This window comes from Actinomycetospora rhizophila (assembly GCF_042657905.1).
Lineage (GTDB): Bacteria > Actinomycetota > Actinomycetes > Mycobacteriales > Pseudonocardiaceae > Actinomycetospora > Actinomycetospora rhizophila.
In genome coordinates, this window is record NZ_JBHSKG010000013.1 from 180,931 (window position 1) to 194,094 (window position 13,164).

Below are 13,164 nucleotides of genomic sequence, written 5' to 3' on the forward strand. Positions count from 1 at the left end.
CGTGGCGGACCTTCTGGACGGGGAACACGACTGATGAGGTGTGCGCAACCGGCTGCTCGGCCTCGACGAAAGGAGTCCGCCGTGGCTGTGTCACAGAAGAAGTCATCGGGCAAGAAGGACCGGACCGACGAGGTGGTGGAGGGTCTGCACCAGCTCGTCGAGGCCGGTCGGGTGGAGGACGTCGAAGCGGTGCTGACCACCCTGATCGAGAGCGAGCCGGCGGACGAGCCGTCGGTGGAGGAACGCGAGACCCGGTCCTACGCCGAGGGCATGCGCGACGGGCTCGCCCTCGCTCGGCGGGCGCAGGCGCAGGCGTGACCGCCGCTGCCGCGTTCGACCCGGTGGCCGACGGGCGCCCCGCGCCGGCCCGGCCCGTGTCGGTGCCGAACGGGAACCCGACGGCGTCGGCCTCGTCCCCGTCGTCGGCCGCATCCGCGGGGCCGCCGTCCGCGGGCGACCGGCTCCGCGCCCTGGCCGTCACCGCGATCGACCGGCTGGCCGGGGTGGCGGCCGCGAAGGTCGAGGAGTACGCCGACAAGCTCGGGGACATCGCCGCCGACGCCGTCAAGGGTCAGCTCCCCGGCGGCGTGGGCGGCAACGCGATGATCAGGGCCGGGCTCGCGGCGCTGCAGGGCCAGAACCCCGTGGTCGCGGCGATCAAGGGCGCGGTCGGGGCGATGAGCACGTCGACGAAGGTGGTCGTCGCGCTGCTGCTGATCCTCACCGCGGTGCTCGCGCCGGTCGTGCTGCTGGTGCTCGCGATCGTGCTGCTCGTGATGGCGATCGTGGGGGCGGTCAAGAACTGAGCGGCCGCGGTCGACGGCTCACGTGCCCTCGGTCGCCCCCGTGGTGGCCGCGACCCGGCGCTCGTCGGCGGGCTCCTCGGTGATCCGCCCGGTCTGTTCCCCGGCCTGGTCCTCGCTGTGCTGCGCGGGCCGGGCCGGGGGCCGCAAGCCCTCGTAGATCGCGGGCTGGATGTCCCAGGTGTTCCAGTACTCGGCGCCGGGCAGGTCGGTGCAGGAGACGGTGACCCGGAAGTCCTCGCCGTCGAGGTCGTTGCTGCGCAGGAACGCCACGGCACACCTCCGGACGTACGCGACCGGCCGGGGCCCCGTGGTGGGGACCCGGCCGGTCGCGGTACGGCGTCGCGCTCAGCGGATGCCGACGAGCTCCTGGGCCAGCGCGGCGTGGCGCGTCTGGGCCGCGGAGACGACACCCGAGCGGTTCTTGTTCGCCTCCTCGTAGACGATGACCTTGTTGAGGTCCTCGATGTCCTCGAGCTGCTTGATCCTCGCGACGGCGTCGTTGACGCCGAGCGTGTCGTAGTCGCGGATCGGCAGCTCGGAGGCGTGCAGCGCGCCGAGGCGCGTGCGGGCCTCGTGCAGGACCTGCGCGGCGTCGGTCGCCCCCTCGCGGCGGCTGACCTGCTCGGCGCGGTCGAGCGCGGCGTCGCGGCCGGTGACCACGACGTCCCGCGCGTCCTCACCGAGGCGGGCGGCGCGGCCGGCGGTGTCGGTGACGACCGCGCGGACCTGGTCGCCGCCCTGCTGCAGACGGTTGACCCATCGGCTGACCTGCTCGCGGGCGAAGTCCACCGGCAGCCGCACGGCGCGCGTGGCACCGCCGACCACCATCTGCACCGGGGTCGGCTTCAGCGCGGGCGGCCCACCGAGCGCGTGCTCGGCGAGCACGGTGGTCAGCCACTCGATGGTCGCGCTGTGCGCCTTCTCGAGACGCTCGGCGAGCGTGCGCACGCCGGGCTCGTGGGCGGCCTGGGCGAGCCCGCGCAGGTAGACGGCGCGGTCACGCAGCTGGTGCTCGAGGGTGAGGTCGCCGAGCAGGGCCTCGTCGACCGGGCCCGCCTGCTCGATCGTGGCCTTGACGACGGCGCCCACGCGTCCCACCAGCGGTGAGACGACGTCGGCGACCCCGCCGAGGCGCTGCAGCTCGCGGGCGATCTCCTCGGTGCGCAGCTGGGCGTTGCGCGCGTTCTCGGTGAGCTCCTTGCGCACGGCCTCGGTACGCGCCTGCGACACCCGGATGCGCGCGACCTGGACCTCGGTCTGGGTCAGCTGCAGCATCGAACGCAGCTGGGCGATCATGTCGGCCTTTGTGCTCAACAGTTCTCCTCGTGAACGGATCGGGTTGCTCGTTCGCGTTCCCCGCCGGTCGCGGGGTCACCGCGACGCTCGCGAGGCCGGCCTACCGGCCGGTCACCCATCGGCTACCACCGCCACCGTCCCCGTATTCGTGCAGCGTCCGGATCGATCCGTGCGCTGGGACGCACCGCGGGGGTTCGCCCGGCCCCACCGGCCGGGCACCCCTGCGCCCATGTCGCAGCCGACGAACCGCCACGGCGAACCACCCAACCCCGACAGGCACGGGACCGCCGCACAGCACGACCGAGAGGGCCGCGGCTCGGGCCCCTACTCCCCGCCGGGCCGGGACGACCAGGGCAACCCGATCCCGTCCGTGCCCCACGAAGGGCTGCTCGGGCGGATCGCGACGGCCATCGTCGCCGGCGAGGCGGTGGTGCTCGCGGTCGTCGGTGTCGCCGGGCTCGTCATGACCTGGGGCGCCGCCTTCACCGAGCAGACCGAGGACACCTTCCTCGCGCTGCGCCTCAACCCGGCCCACAGCGTGCTGCTGCTGGTCACCGCCGTGCTGGCCGCGATCAGCCTGCGCAAGCGCACGTGGCTGCGGTTCTTCGCGGGCGGCCAGGCCATCGTCTACCTGCTGCTGTTCGTGTTCGGCGCGGCCTACAGCCTCAACACCGGCACCGCGACGTTCCTCGCCCTCAACACGCCCGACCACGTGCTGCACGGCGTGCTGGCGATCCTCGGCTTCATCACCGTGATGATCGCGAGCGCGCGCATCGTCGAGCCCCCGCCCGGGTCACTGCCCTACCCCGGCGTCCTCCCGGACACCGGGGAGGAGCCCCCGCAGGGCCCGACACCGGCGCAGCCGGAGCCGAGCCGCGACTCGGACGTCAACCAGGGACGCACGGAGCCGCACCCCGCGGACCGGGACTGACGAGCGCTCAGGCGAGCGGGCGCCGGCCGCCGTGGTGGAGCCGATCCTTGATCAGCACCACCGCGCCGCCCAGCACGACGACGAGGCCCATGTCGGCACCCGTCCGCTGCAGTCCCTCGAGCGCGAGCGTCCAGTCGCCGGTGAACACACCGGCGCCGACGAGCGCCGCCGCGGGCACGAGCGCCAGCGCGATGAGCGCGCCCGCGAGAACGGCCTCGCGGAACGAGGTGATGATGACGAGGCCCGCGAGCGCGCCGCCCGCCCCGACGAGCCAGTCGGCGACCGTCGGGTCGACCACCATGTGCACGCCCTCGCTCTTGGCGAGCATCTCCGGCGTGCCCATCCCGAGGGCGCGCAGCACGAGGAACGTGACACCGCCCGATGCCGCCAGCACCAGGTAGCCGACGACGACCGACACCAGGGAGCGGCGGATGCGGTAGAGGCTGCCGCGCAGGACGGCCACCGCCAGCTTCGCGACCGGCTCGAACGCCGGGGCGATGATCGCCGACGCGGCCAGCGCCAGGGCCTGGGGCACGGGCGGCGAGACCAGCCCGGCCACCGCGATCGCACCGCCGAGGGCCATCAGCGCGAGGTAGTTCGTGCTCAGCCGGCCGTGGTGGCGCAGGGTGCGCTCGAACTCCTCCCACGGCGACTCGTCGGCGTCGTCCTCGACGGCGTCCTGCATGCCGGTGGCGACGACGCTCTCCGTGCGCACGGTGGCCACGGTGATCGGCCCCTGCTCGCGGGCGCGCTCGACGGCCGCGAGGACGTCGTCGATGGCGCGGTTGAGCACGTGCAGGCTGAGCACGTCGCCGGGCGGCTTGACCGACCCGTCGCGCTGGTGGGTCAGCGCGAGCACGCCGTCGTGGGCGGAGAGCTCCTCGACCAGGTCGTCGGCCGCGGCGGACGGGACGGTCACGTCGATCTGGTGGTGCACGCCCGCCCCCTCAGCAGCCGACGGGACGCACGGCCCGCACGACGACGAGCTCCTCGGTGCTCTGCCCCGGCGTCGCGAGGCCGCGCTGGCACAGCAGCTCGCTGCGCGCCGTGAGCACGGGCCCGTAGGGGTGCTCGTGGCGGGCGACGACCTCCGCGGACAAGCCCCGCTCCTGCAGCCGGCGAACGGTCAGCGCGGGGTCGTTGAAGGCCGAGTGCACGACCAGCAGCCGCCCGCCGTCGGTCAGCACCTCCGGGGCCTCGTCGCACACGCGGTCGAGCACGGCGCGGCCGTCACGGCCGCCGTCGAAGGCGCGCGCGATCCCGTATGCGGGCAGCTCGTCGGTCGCGGCCGGGACGTAGGGCGGGTTGGAGACGACGACGTCGAACCGCTCCCCCGCCACCGGCGCGGTGAGGTCGCCGCGGCGGGTCCGGACCCGCCGGCCGTGCCGCAGGGCGTTGATCCGGGTCGAGAGCAGGGCGCGCCGGGAGAGGTCGACCGCCGTGACGTCGGTGCAGGGCACCCCGGCGGCGACGACCGACAGGGCGCCCGCCCCGGCGCCGAGCTCGAGCACCCGGCACGGGCGCGCGACGCCGCAGCCGTGGTCGGTGAGCTCGGCGCGCAGCACGTCCGCGAGCAGCCAGGTGTCCCGCTGGACGGGGTACACGCCGGGCACGCGGAAGACGCGGTGGTGCGGCCGGATGCCGGCCATCGGCTCCGGCGTCGTGGTCCTCGGCGCACTCGGGGAGCGGCGCGGGTCGACGGTGGTCATGAGTTCGGCGTTACCCGGCTGTCGGCGCCGGGGAGTCCGCCGCGCCGGGTCGCGGATCTCACGTGCGGAACGGCGCTGGAGCGGCGATCCGATCGGGTACCACCTCGGCTCCGCCGTGCCCACCCACCGGCCTCGTCGACGTCCGCCCCCCTGCGAAGGAGCGATCCGTGACCGCCCTGCCCTCTGCCCGCGGACCGGTCTCGTCCGCCGTGCTCGACGTCCTCGCCGGGCGCCGGGCGGCAGCCGACCTGCCGCACCGACCCGACGGGGATCCGCTGGGCGAGGACCTCCAGCTCGCCCTCTACTGCTGCTACGAGCTGCACTACCGCTCCTTCGACGGCGTCGCCGACGACCTCGAGTGGGACCCCGACCTGCTGCGCCTGCGCGGACACCTCGAGACGCTGTTCCTCGACGCCGTGCGCGCCGAGGTCGCCGGCGGCGACGACGTCGAGGCGGCGGTGGACGCGCTGCTCGTCGAGCCCGTCGACGGCTCCGGGCCCTCGTGGCACCTCGCCCGCGACGGCGAGCGCTGGCAGCTCGACGAGTACGTCGCGCACCGCTCGATCTACCACCTCAAGGAGGCCGACCCGCAGGCGTGGGTGATCCCGCGCCTCGACGCCGTGCACGGGCGCGCGAAGGCGTCGCTGATGACCGTCGAGCACGACGAGTTCGGCGCCGGCCACCCCGAGCGCATGCACGCGCGGATCTACAGCGAGATGATGGCCGGTCTCGGTCTCGACACCGCGTACGGCGCCTACCTCGAGGTCGCGCCGGCGGCGACGCTGGCCACCGTCAACATCATGTCGCTGTTCGGGCTGCACCGGCGCTGGCGCGGGGCGTCGGTGGGCCAGTTCGCGCTCATCGAGATCACCTCACCGCCCGGGGCGGCGCGCCTCGTCACCGCCATCGAGCGGCTGGGGCTCCCGGCCGAGGTCACAGCGTTCTACGCCGAGCACGTCGAGGCCGACGCCGTGCACGAGCAGCTGGTGCGCCGCGAGCTCCTCGCCGGCCTGCTGGAGCGCGAGCCGGAGCTCGCCGCGGACGTCGTGCTGGGGATCCAGGCCTCGACGCTGCTCGAGGACCGGCTCGCCGATCAGCTGGTGGCGGCCTGGTCGGCCGGGGAGTCGTCGCTGCTCGGGGTGCCGGCGCCCGCCTGATCCTTCGGGGGGCGCGCCTTGCGCCGGTGGCTCGTGTCGCAGAACGGGTAGCGCTTGGTGCGCCGGCACGCACACAGCGCGACCACCGGGCGCTCGCTGGTCACCGTGGTCCCGTCCGGGAGCTCGAGCTCGACGGGTCCCTCGACGAGGAACGGACCGCCCTCGGTCATCGTGACGCGGGTGGGGCGTGACGGTGCGGCCATGGCGGCGACTACCCCGGCAGCGCCGGGCGGCACACCCGCGCGAGCTCCCCGGGGTGCGTGAGCGGCACCATGTGCGCCCCGTTCCGGGTGGTCACCACCGTGATGCCGGGGCGGACGGCGGCGAGGTCGGCCAGCCACGCCGACGGCGCGAGGTGGTCGTGGGGGCCGCGGACCACGAGGACCGGGACGTCCGAGCCGCGGAGCGTCTCGCGCAGATCGTGCCGCCGGGCCGCCCGCAGCGCGCGGGCGAAGCCGGAGAGCCGGGTCGTGGCGTACTGGCGCAGCATCACCGGGACCCGCCGCGGGTCCTCGCGGGCGGCCGTGCGCAGCCAGCGGGTGACGAGCGTGCGCCGCGGCGACATCCGCGGGTCCGCGGTCGGACCGACGAGGACCAGCCCGCTGACCGCGTCGGGGTGGCGCCGTGCGGCCTCGGCGACCACCTGGCAGCTCGCGGAGTGCCCGATCAGCACGACCGGGCCGGGCCCGGGCAGCCGGCGTGCGAGGTCGTCGGCCGACGCCGCCGGCGTGATCGGCCCGGGCCCCGCCCGGAGCCCGTAGGCGGGGAGGGCGACGACCGCCGTGCCGGGGAGGCGCTCCGCGACGTCACGCCACCCGCGCTCGGTGAGGCCGAGACCGGGCACGGCGACCGCTCTCATGCGGACCGGCGCACCACGAGCGTCGCGGGCAGGAGGCGGGGCTCGGGATCGGGCGTGTCACCGGTGTCCCCGGTGTCACGGCGGCGGGCGCGCACGATGGCGTCCAGGGCCTCGACCAGCGTGCGCCCCAGCTCGTACTTGTCGGTGTGCACGGTGGTCAGCGGCGGGTCCAGGTCGGCGGCGAGGGTGAGGTCGTCGTAGCCGACGACCGCGCAGTCGTCGGGCACGTGGCGCCCCCGCTCGCGCAGGGCGCGGATCGCGCCGACGGCCATGAGGTCGTTGAACGCGAACAGCGCGGTGACCTCCGGGTGCTCGCCGAGCAGCTGCGCGGCCGCGGCGGCGCCGCCGGTGATCGTCGGGGGGCCGGTGACGATCGGCGACCCGGGGGCGGCGGCCGCGGCGAACGCGTGGCGGCGGACGTGGTCGACGCCGACGGCGCCGTCCAGCATCCCGAGGTGCCGGTGCCCCTGCGCGTGGAGGTGCTCGACGGCGAGGCGGGTGCCGGTGGCGAAGTCCGACGACACGCTCGCGACCGTGGGGGCGGGCGCGCGCCGGTCCGCGACGACGAGGGGCAGGCGGCGGTGCAGCGCGACGAGCTCCTCGTCGCCGAGCGCCTCGAAGAACCCGATGACGCCCTCGGCGCCGCCCTCGAGGATCTCGCGGGCCGCGGTCGACTCCCGCCCCGCGTGGGCGTCGGTGTTGTGCACGACCACCGAGAACCCGTGGGCCCCGGCGGCGTCGAACACCCCGCGCGCCACCGCGGGGAAGAAGGGGTTGGCGATGTCGGAGAGGATCAGCCCGAGGGTCCCGGCCCGCTGGGTGCGCATGCCGCGCGCGAACACGCTGGGCCGGTAGTCGAGCTCCTCGATCGTCGCGAGCACCCGGCGCCGGGTCGCCGCGCTGATCTCGCCCTTGCCGTTCATGGCGCGCGAGACGGTCTGCCGCGAGACCCCGGCGGCGCGGGCGACGTCGTCGATGGTGACGCGGACCGACGGCTCGACCTCCATCGTGTCGACCCTAGTGCCGCCCGTCCGGCGTCCACGGCTCGCGACGCGCGCCGCCGGCGGGGTGCACCTCGCGGACCACGGGGCGCGGATGGCCGTCGTCGGCGGCGCGGCGCGCGACGGCCTCGCCGATCCCCTCGGCCGCGCTGGCCGGGGCGAGCACCAGCGCGCTGCCCCCGAAGCCGCCGCCGACCAGGCGGGCGCCGAGCGCGCCGTGCTCGAGTGCGGTGTCGACGACCGCGTCGAGCGCCGGCACGGACACAGCGAAGTCGTCGCGGAGCGAGGCGTGGGACGCGGTGAGCTCCGGGCCGACCTCGGCGGGGCGCCCGGCGCGCAGGAGCTCGACCACCCGGTGCACGCGCTCCTGCTCGGTGACGACGTGGCGGGCCCGCTGCAGCAGCTGGCCGTCCAGCTGCTCGAGCATGTCCCGCGTCGCGTCGCGCAGCGCCGGGACGCCGAGCGCGCCGGCGGCCGCGGCGCAGGCGGCGCGACGGTCGGCGTACCCGCCGTCGGCGAGGTCGTGGCGCACCCGGGTGTCGACGACCAGCGTGACCAGCCCGACCTCGTCGAGCCCGAGCAGCACGTCCTGCCCCTCCAGCGTGCGGCAGTCGAGCAGCAGCGCGGCCCCGTCGCGGCACAGCAGCGACGCCGCCTGGTCCATGATCCCGACCGGCGCACCGACGACGTCGTTCTCGGCGCGCCGGCCGGCGCGGGCCAGCGTGGGGCGGTCGATGTCGGCGCCGCTCAGCTCCGCGACCGCCAGGGCGACCGCGCACTCGAGCGCCGCCGACGACGACAGCCCCGACCCGAGCGGGACGTCGCCCGCGACGACGAGGTCGAAGCCGTGCCCGCCCGGCAGCCCGGCCTCGCGCAGCGCCCACAGCGTGCCGAGGGCGTAGGCCGACCAGCCCCGGGCCCGCGGCAGGGCGTCGAGGGTGGTCGTGACCGGCTCGCCGGGCTCCTGCGCCGACCGCAGCGTGACCACGTCGTCGCCGCGGCGCCCGGCGGCGACCCGGCAGCGCCGGTCGATCGCGAAGGGCAGCACGTGACCCTCGTTGTGGTCGGTGTGCTCGCCGATGAGGTTCACGCGGCCCGGCGCCGAGAAGACGCCCTCGGGGTCGCGGCCGACGGTGTCGCGGAAGGTCGTGACGATCTCCTCGACCCGGTCCGCCGCCCCGCTGCTCACGCCGGCACCTCCACGTCTCGGCACGCCTCGCGGAGGCGCTCGGCGGCCAGCTCGGGGGCGACGTCGGTGAGGAACGCGCCGCCGAAGGTCTCCGACCCCGCCAGGTACTTCAGCTTGCCCCCGCCGCGGTGCGGGGGGCAGATCTCCAGGTGCACGTGGGCGACGTCGCGGTCGGTGCCGTCGGTGGGCGCGGCGTGGACGCCGAGCAGGTAGGACGTCCGGAAGCCGAACCACGCGTCGTAGCCGGCCAGCACCCGGGCGAGGACGCGGGCGAGGTCGGCTCTCGCCGCTGTGCTGGTCCCGGGCAGCGACGGCACGTGCTCGCGGGCCCAGATGTCGATCTCGTAGGGGAAGCGCGCCCACGGCGGCACCCCGGCCACGAAGTGCTCGCCGGCCACGACCTCCCGGGGGCCGCCGGCCTCGGCGGCGACGACGTCGCAGAACACGCAGCGCCCGGTGCGGTCGTGGTGGCGGCGTCCGGCGGCGAGCTCGCGCGCCGGGCGCGGGGGGACGTCGGGGTAGGCGTAGATCTGCCCGTGGGGGTGGTGCAGCGTCACCCCGACCGCCTCGCCCTTGTTCTCGAACGGGAGCACGTAGCGCACGCGGGGGTCGGCGCCGAGGTCGGCGACCCGGCGGGCCCACGTCTCGACGAGCAGGTGCACCCGGGCGACGCCGACGTCGGCGAGGGTGGCGTCGTGGTCGTCGGTGAACACGACGACCTCGCAGTGGCCGTAGGCCGGCTCGACGGGGACGAGATCGGTGCCGGCGATCTCCGGTGGCGGGGGGTCGGTCGACAGCGACGGGAAGCGGTTGTCGAACACCGCGACGTCGAAGTGCTCGCGCGGGATCTCGGTGCCGGGCCCCCCGGGGCGCGTCGGGCACAGCGGGCACGCCGCGGCCGCGGGCTTGTAGGTCCGGTCCTGGCGGTGCGTCGCGAACGTGACCCACTCGCCGTGGGTGGGGTCGAAGCGGCGCTCGCTCACGACTCGTCCCCCCACGAGAACCAGCGGATCGTGCGGCCGTCGGCGAGCTGCTCGACCTCCTCGCGGACCGCGGCCTCCTCGGGTGGCCCCGACGCTCCGTGCTCGTCCAACGACCCCTCCCCCTTGACGCCGACCTCACGCCGGTATCAATCTCGTGAACCATCACGTTAACGTTCACGGCCCACATGCGACAGGGAGACGCGATGCTGCGGCTCGACCTGGGATGGCTGGACTACACGCTGCTGGCGGTCTACTTCGTGGTGGTCCTGGGCATCGGCGTCGTCGCCCGGCGCGCAGTGGGCACGAGCGCCGACTTCCTCCTCGCCGGGCGCTCGCTGCCCGCGTGGGTGACGGGCCTGGCGTTCGTCGCGGCCAACCTCGGCGCCACCGAGATCATCGGCATGGCGGCGAACGGCGCCCAGTACGGCGTCGCGACCGTGCACTACTACTGGATCGGCGCGATTCCGGCGATGGTCTTCCTGGGCATCGTGATGATGCCCTTCTACTACCGCTCGAAGGTCCGCTCGGTCCCCGAGTTCCTCAAGCTGCGCTACAACAACCAGACCCACGTGCTCAACGCCGTCGTGTTCGCGGTGGCCAGCGTGCTCATCGCCGGTGTCAACCTCTACGCCCTGGCGATCGTGCTCCAGGCTCTGCTCGGCTGGCCGCTCTGGGCCGGCATCCTCGCCTCCGCCGCGGTCGTCCTGATCTACATCGGCGCCGGCGGGCTGGGCAGCGCGATCTACGGCGAGGTCCTGCAGTTCTTCATCATCCTCGCCGGGCTGATCCCGCTCGCGATCGTCGCGGTCCGCTCGGTGGGCGGGTTCGCCGAGCTCGGCCGCCGCGTGGAGGCCTCCACCCTCGGCCCGAACGGCCTGCACGCCTGGCAGGGCACCGGCGTCGGGGACGTCACCAACCCCATCGGCGCCAGCTGGATCGGGATCGTGCTGGGGCTCGGCTTCGTGCTGTCCTTCGGCTACTGGACGACGAACTTCGCCGAGATCCAGCGCGCGCTCTCGGCCAAGGACCGGTCGGCCTCGCAGCGCACCCCGCTGATCGCCGCCTTCCCGAAGATCTTCATCCCGGCGGTGACGATCATCCCGGGGCTCGTCGCGCTCGTCGCCATCCCGAACTTCGGCAACGACGAGACCGGCGGCCTCGAGTACAACGACGCCATCCCCGCGCTCATGGGCCAGCTCCTGCCGCAGGGCGTGCTCGGTGTGGCCGTCACCGGCCTGTTCGCCTCGTTCATGGCCGGTGTCGCCGCCAACGTCAGCTCGCTGAACACCGTCGTCACCTACGACCTCGTGCAGCCCTACCTGGCGCGGGGCCGCTCGGACGCCTACTACCTGAGGATGGGTCGGGCCGTCACCGCGGGCGGCGTGATCATCGCGGTGGGCACCGCGTTCCTCGCGGCCGGCTTCAACAACATCATGACCTACCTGCAGTCGCTGTTCGGCATCTTCAACGCGCCGATCTTCGCGACGTTCATCCTCGGCATGTTCTGGAAGCGGACCACCGGCTCGGGCGGCTTCTGGGGCCTGCTCTCCGGTGTCGTCGCCGGGACGCTCGTGTTCGTGCTGTCCAAGGCTGGCGTGCTGACGTTCGGCTCGGACATCGAGGTGACCTTCTACCAGGCCGGCGCGGCGTTCGTGGTCGACGCGGTGGTCACCGTCCTGGTCTCGCTGTCCGGCCGCGCCCCGGCCCGCTCGCAGCTCGCCGGCATCGTCTACGGCGTCGCGGGCGCCGACGGGGTCGTGCCGACCGTGCGCCAGCCGCGCGAGGCCGTCTGGTGGCGGCGCCCCGTCCTGCTCGGCGGGATCGCGCTCGCCCTGACCGTCGTCCTCAACATCCTGTTCGCGTGAGGGAGCCTCGATGAGCACTGGAGACGGTCCGGCCGTCACGAGCCGGATGGCGCGCCTGTTCGACGTCCGCTACGTGATCGGGGGCCTGCTCGGGTTCTACGGCGTCGTGCTGGTGATCCGCGGGCTGCTGGACGGCGCCGCGGAGCTCGCCCAGGCGGCCGGGTTCGCGGTCAACCTCTGGACCGGGATCGTCCTGGTCCTCGTCGCGGTGGCGTTCCTGGCGTGGGCGTCGCTGCGTCCGCTGGGGATCGACGTCGACGCGGACGCCGACGACCTGGCCGGGCCGTCTGCGTGACCCAGGGTCCTGCGGGCCGGGGTGACGTCGTGCCCGGTGCGGGCCGAGCGGACGTCGTCCTCGACCCCGAGGCGGAGCTCGCGGCCGCCGGCGCGGACGCGCGCGCCCGCACCTCCGGACCGGCCGGCATCGTGAGCTGCACGTGGTGGAGGGCGTCGGCGTGACACCTCAGAGGGGGACGTGTGGTCGTCCGCCGGGTCGGGGTTGTCGGTCGGGGTCGAGGATCCAGGGTGGGGTGAACCAGGGCCGGCCGTCGATCATGTGGATGGTCCAGTGTCCGTGGTGGATCAGTTGGTGGTGGTGGCGACACAGCAGGCACATGTTGTCGAGCGCGGTAGCGCCGAGGTCGACCCATTCCTGCACGTGGTGGGCTTGGCAGCGTCGGGGTGGGCGGGTGCAGCCGGGGAACGCGCAGCCCCCGTCTCTGTGGTTCAGCGCGCGGCGGATGGCGTCGGGGGCGGTGCGTTGGCGGCGCCCGACGTCGAGGGGTTCGGATCTCGAGCCGAGCAGCATGGGGATGATCTCGGCGTCGCAGGCCCAGCGGCGCACGGTGGCGGGGTGCACGCGGAGCCCGGAGTCCAGCACGCCGTAGCCGCCCGTGGTCTGGAGGGCCTGGCGGAGCCAGTGGTGGTCGATGGTGATCGTGAGCAGCGCCCGCCCCGCTCCTTCCGGCCTGGGCCGTCGCCCGGCGGGTGCGGGGTGGCGCGGCTCGGGAATCAACGCGTCCTGCGTCTCGTCCTGCGGGTCGTCCTGCGGGTCGTTGGGGGTGGGCTCGGGCTGGTCGGTGCCGGCGGCGTGCTGTGCCGCGTTGTGTGGGTGGCGGGCGGTATCGACGAGGTCCTTCAAGCCCTCGATGCGGCGCTGCGCGAGCTGGCGGGTGTCGTCGGGGCCACACGGGGCGGCGAGGTCGTCGATGATCCCGGTGAACGCTTCGACGTCCACCGCAGGGCCTGTCAAGTTGTCTGTGTAAGTTGATCTATGGGTCGGTCAGCTGAGGTAGGGGCCGATGCGGTCGGGGTAGGCCAGGGCGAGAGCGCCGAGGGCTTGTTTCCAGCCGAGCACGGTGCTGCCCT

The 13,164-nt window shown here is 74.5% G+C and carries 17 protein-coding genes; 7 read left to right on the forward strand and 10 right to left on the reverse strand.

What is annotated here, in order from left to right:
• The first annotated feature begins 81 nt into the window (after positions 1-81).
• On the forward strand, positions 82-318 hold the full coding sequence (locus ACFPK1_RS22740) for a hypothetical protein (protein ID WP_378023226.1): 237 nt from the start codon (positions 82-84) through the stop codon (positions 316-318).
• Positions 315-806 carry a hypothetical protein gene (locus tag ACFPK1_RS22745; protein WP_378023227.1) on the forward strand — a complete coding sequence of 164 codons (492 nt, stop codon included), beginning with the start codon at positions 315-317 and terminating at the stop codon, positions 804-806. Before ACFPK1_RS22740 ends, ACFPK1_RS22745 begins: the two co-directional genes overlap by 4 nt.
• Positions 807-824: 18 nt before the next feature.
• On the opposite strand, the gene ACFPK1_RS22750 is transcribed toward ACFPK1_RS22745, so the two are convergent.
• Both ACFPK1_RS22750 and ACFPK1_RS22755 read right to left on the reverse strand, forming a co-directional pair.
• Positions 825-1,076 carry a hypothetical protein gene (locus ACFPK1_RS22750; RefSeq protein WP_378023228.1) on the reverse strand — a complete coding sequence of 84 codons (252 nt, stop codon included), beginning with the start codon at positions 1,074-1,076 and terminating at the stop codon, positions 825-827.
• Positions 1,077-1,151: 75 nt separating this feature from the next.
• On the reverse strand, positions 1,152-2,120 hold the full coding sequence (locus ACFPK1_RS22755; protein WP_378023229.1) for a DUF8129 domain-containing protein: 969 nt from the start codon (positions 2,118-2,120) through the stop codon (positions 1,152-1,154).
• A 211-nt stretch (positions 2,121-2,331) separates the two neighbouring features.
• Between ACFPK1_RS22755 and ACFPK1_RS22760 the strand changes: the two genes are divergently transcribed.
• Positions 2,332-3,033 (forward strand): DUF4383 domain-containing protein, encoded by a 702-nt coding sequence (locus ACFPK1_RS22760; protein WP_378023230.1) that lies wholly within the window; start codon positions 2,332-2,334, stop codon positions 3,031-3,033.
• Between the two features lie 7 nt (positions 3,034-3,040).
• Here the strand turns inward: ACFPK1_RS22760 and ACFPK1_RS22765 are convergent, their stop codons facing one another.
• Entirely contained in the window at positions 3,041-3,970 is a 930-nt protein-coding gene (locus ACFPK1_RS22765; RefSeq protein WP_378023231.1) for a DUF389 domain-containing protein, read from the reverse strand.
• A gap of 10 nt (positions 3,971-3,980) precedes the next feature.
• Positions 3,981-4,742 carry a HemK2/MTQ2 family protein methyltransferase gene (locus ACFPK1_RS22770; RefSeq protein ID WP_378023232.1) on the reverse strand — a complete coding sequence of 254 codons (762 nt, stop codon included), beginning with the start codon at positions 4,740-4,742 and terminating at the stop codon, positions 3,981-3,983.
• Positions 4,743-4,909: 167 nt separating this feature from the next.
• Here ACFPK1_RS22770 and ACFPK1_RS22775 point away from each other — a divergent pair, with 167 nt between their 5' ends.
• Entirely contained in the window at positions 4,910-5,899 is a 990-nt protein-coding gene (locus tag ACFPK1_RS22775) for an iron-containing redox enzyme family protein (RefSeq protein WP_378023233.1), read from the forward strand.
• Here the strand turns inward: ACFPK1_RS22775 and ACFPK1_RS22780 are convergent.
• Genes ACFPK1_RS22780 through galT form a run of 5 tightly spaced genes read right to left on the reverse strand, consistent with a single transcriptional unit; the run spans position 5,836 to position 9,931 of the window.
• Positions 5,836-6,102, reverse strand: a complete 267-nt coding sequence (locus tag ACFPK1_RS22780; protein WP_378023234.1) for a CDGSH iron-sulfur domain-containing protein — start codon at positions 6,100-6,102, stop codon at positions 5,836-5,838. The genes ACFPK1_RS22775 and ACFPK1_RS22780 overlap by 64 nt on opposite strands.
• Before the next feature lie 8 nt (positions 6,103-6,110).
• Positions 6,111-6,758, reverse strand: coding sequence for an alpha/beta fold hydrolase (locus tag ACFPK1_RS22785; RefSeq protein ID WP_378023235.1), 648 nt, complete (start codon positions 6,756-6,758; stop codon positions 6,111-6,113).
• Positions 6,755-7,765 carry a LacI family DNA-binding transcriptional regulator gene (locus ACFPK1_RS22790; RefSeq protein ID WP_378023236.1) on the reverse strand — a complete coding sequence of 337 codons (1,011 nt, stop codon included), beginning with the start codon at positions 7,763-7,765 and terminating at the stop codon, positions 6,755-6,757. Before ACFPK1_RS22790 ends, ACFPK1_RS22785 begins: the two co-directional genes overlap by 4 nt.
• Before the next feature lie 10 nt (positions 7,766-7,775).
• Positions 7,776-8,948, reverse strand: a complete 1,173-nt coding sequence (gene galK / locus ACFPK1_RS22795) for a galactokinase (RefSeq protein WP_378023237.1) — start codon at positions 8,946-8,948, stop codon at positions 7,776-7,778.
• The gene (gene galT / locus ACFPK1_RS22800) at positions 8,945-9,931 is read right to left on the reverse strand and encodes a galactose-1-phosphate uridylyltransferase (RefSeq protein ID WP_378023238.1); all 987 of its coding nucleotides are present in this window, start codon (positions 9,929-9,931) and stop codon (positions 8,945-8,947) included. Before galT ends, galK begins: the two co-directional genes overlap by 4 nt.
• A gap of 203 nt (positions 9,932-10,134) precedes the next feature.
• Between galT and ACFPK1_RS22805 the strand changes: the two genes are divergently transcribed.
• The 3 genes from ACFPK1_RS22805 to ACFPK1_RS22815 are packed head-to-tail and all read left to right on the forward strand — an operon-like array spanning position 10,135 to position 12,255.
• Positions 10,135-11,796: a sodium:solute symporter family protein gene (locus ACFPK1_RS22805; RefSeq protein ID WP_378023239.1), complete on the forward strand. Its 1,662-nt coding sequence runs from the start codon at positions 10,135-10,137 to the stop codon at positions 11,794-11,796.
• A 10-nt stretch (positions 11,797-11,806) separates the two neighbouring features.
• Positions 11,807-12,091, forward strand: coding sequence for a hypothetical protein (locus ACFPK1_RS22810; RefSeq protein WP_378023240.1), 285 nt, complete (start codon positions 11,807-11,809; stop codon positions 12,089-12,091).
• A 29-nt stretch (positions 12,092-12,120) separates the two neighbouring features.
• A complete protein-coding gene (locus tag ACFPK1_RS22815) occupies positions 12,121-12,255 on the forward strand; it encodes a hypothetical protein (protein WP_378023241.1) in 135 nt (44 codons plus the stop codon).
• Between the two features lie 4 nt (positions 12,256-12,259).
• Here ACFPK1_RS22815 and ACFPK1_RS22820 read toward each other — a convergent pair whose 3' ends face one another.
• Positions 12,260-13,033, reverse strand: a complete 774-nt coding sequence (locus tag ACFPK1_RS22820; RefSeq protein WP_378023242.1) for an HNH endonuclease signature motif containing protein — start codon at positions 13,031-13,033, stop codon at positions 12,260-12,262.
• Between the last annotated feature and the right edge of the window lie 131 nt (positions 13,034-13,164).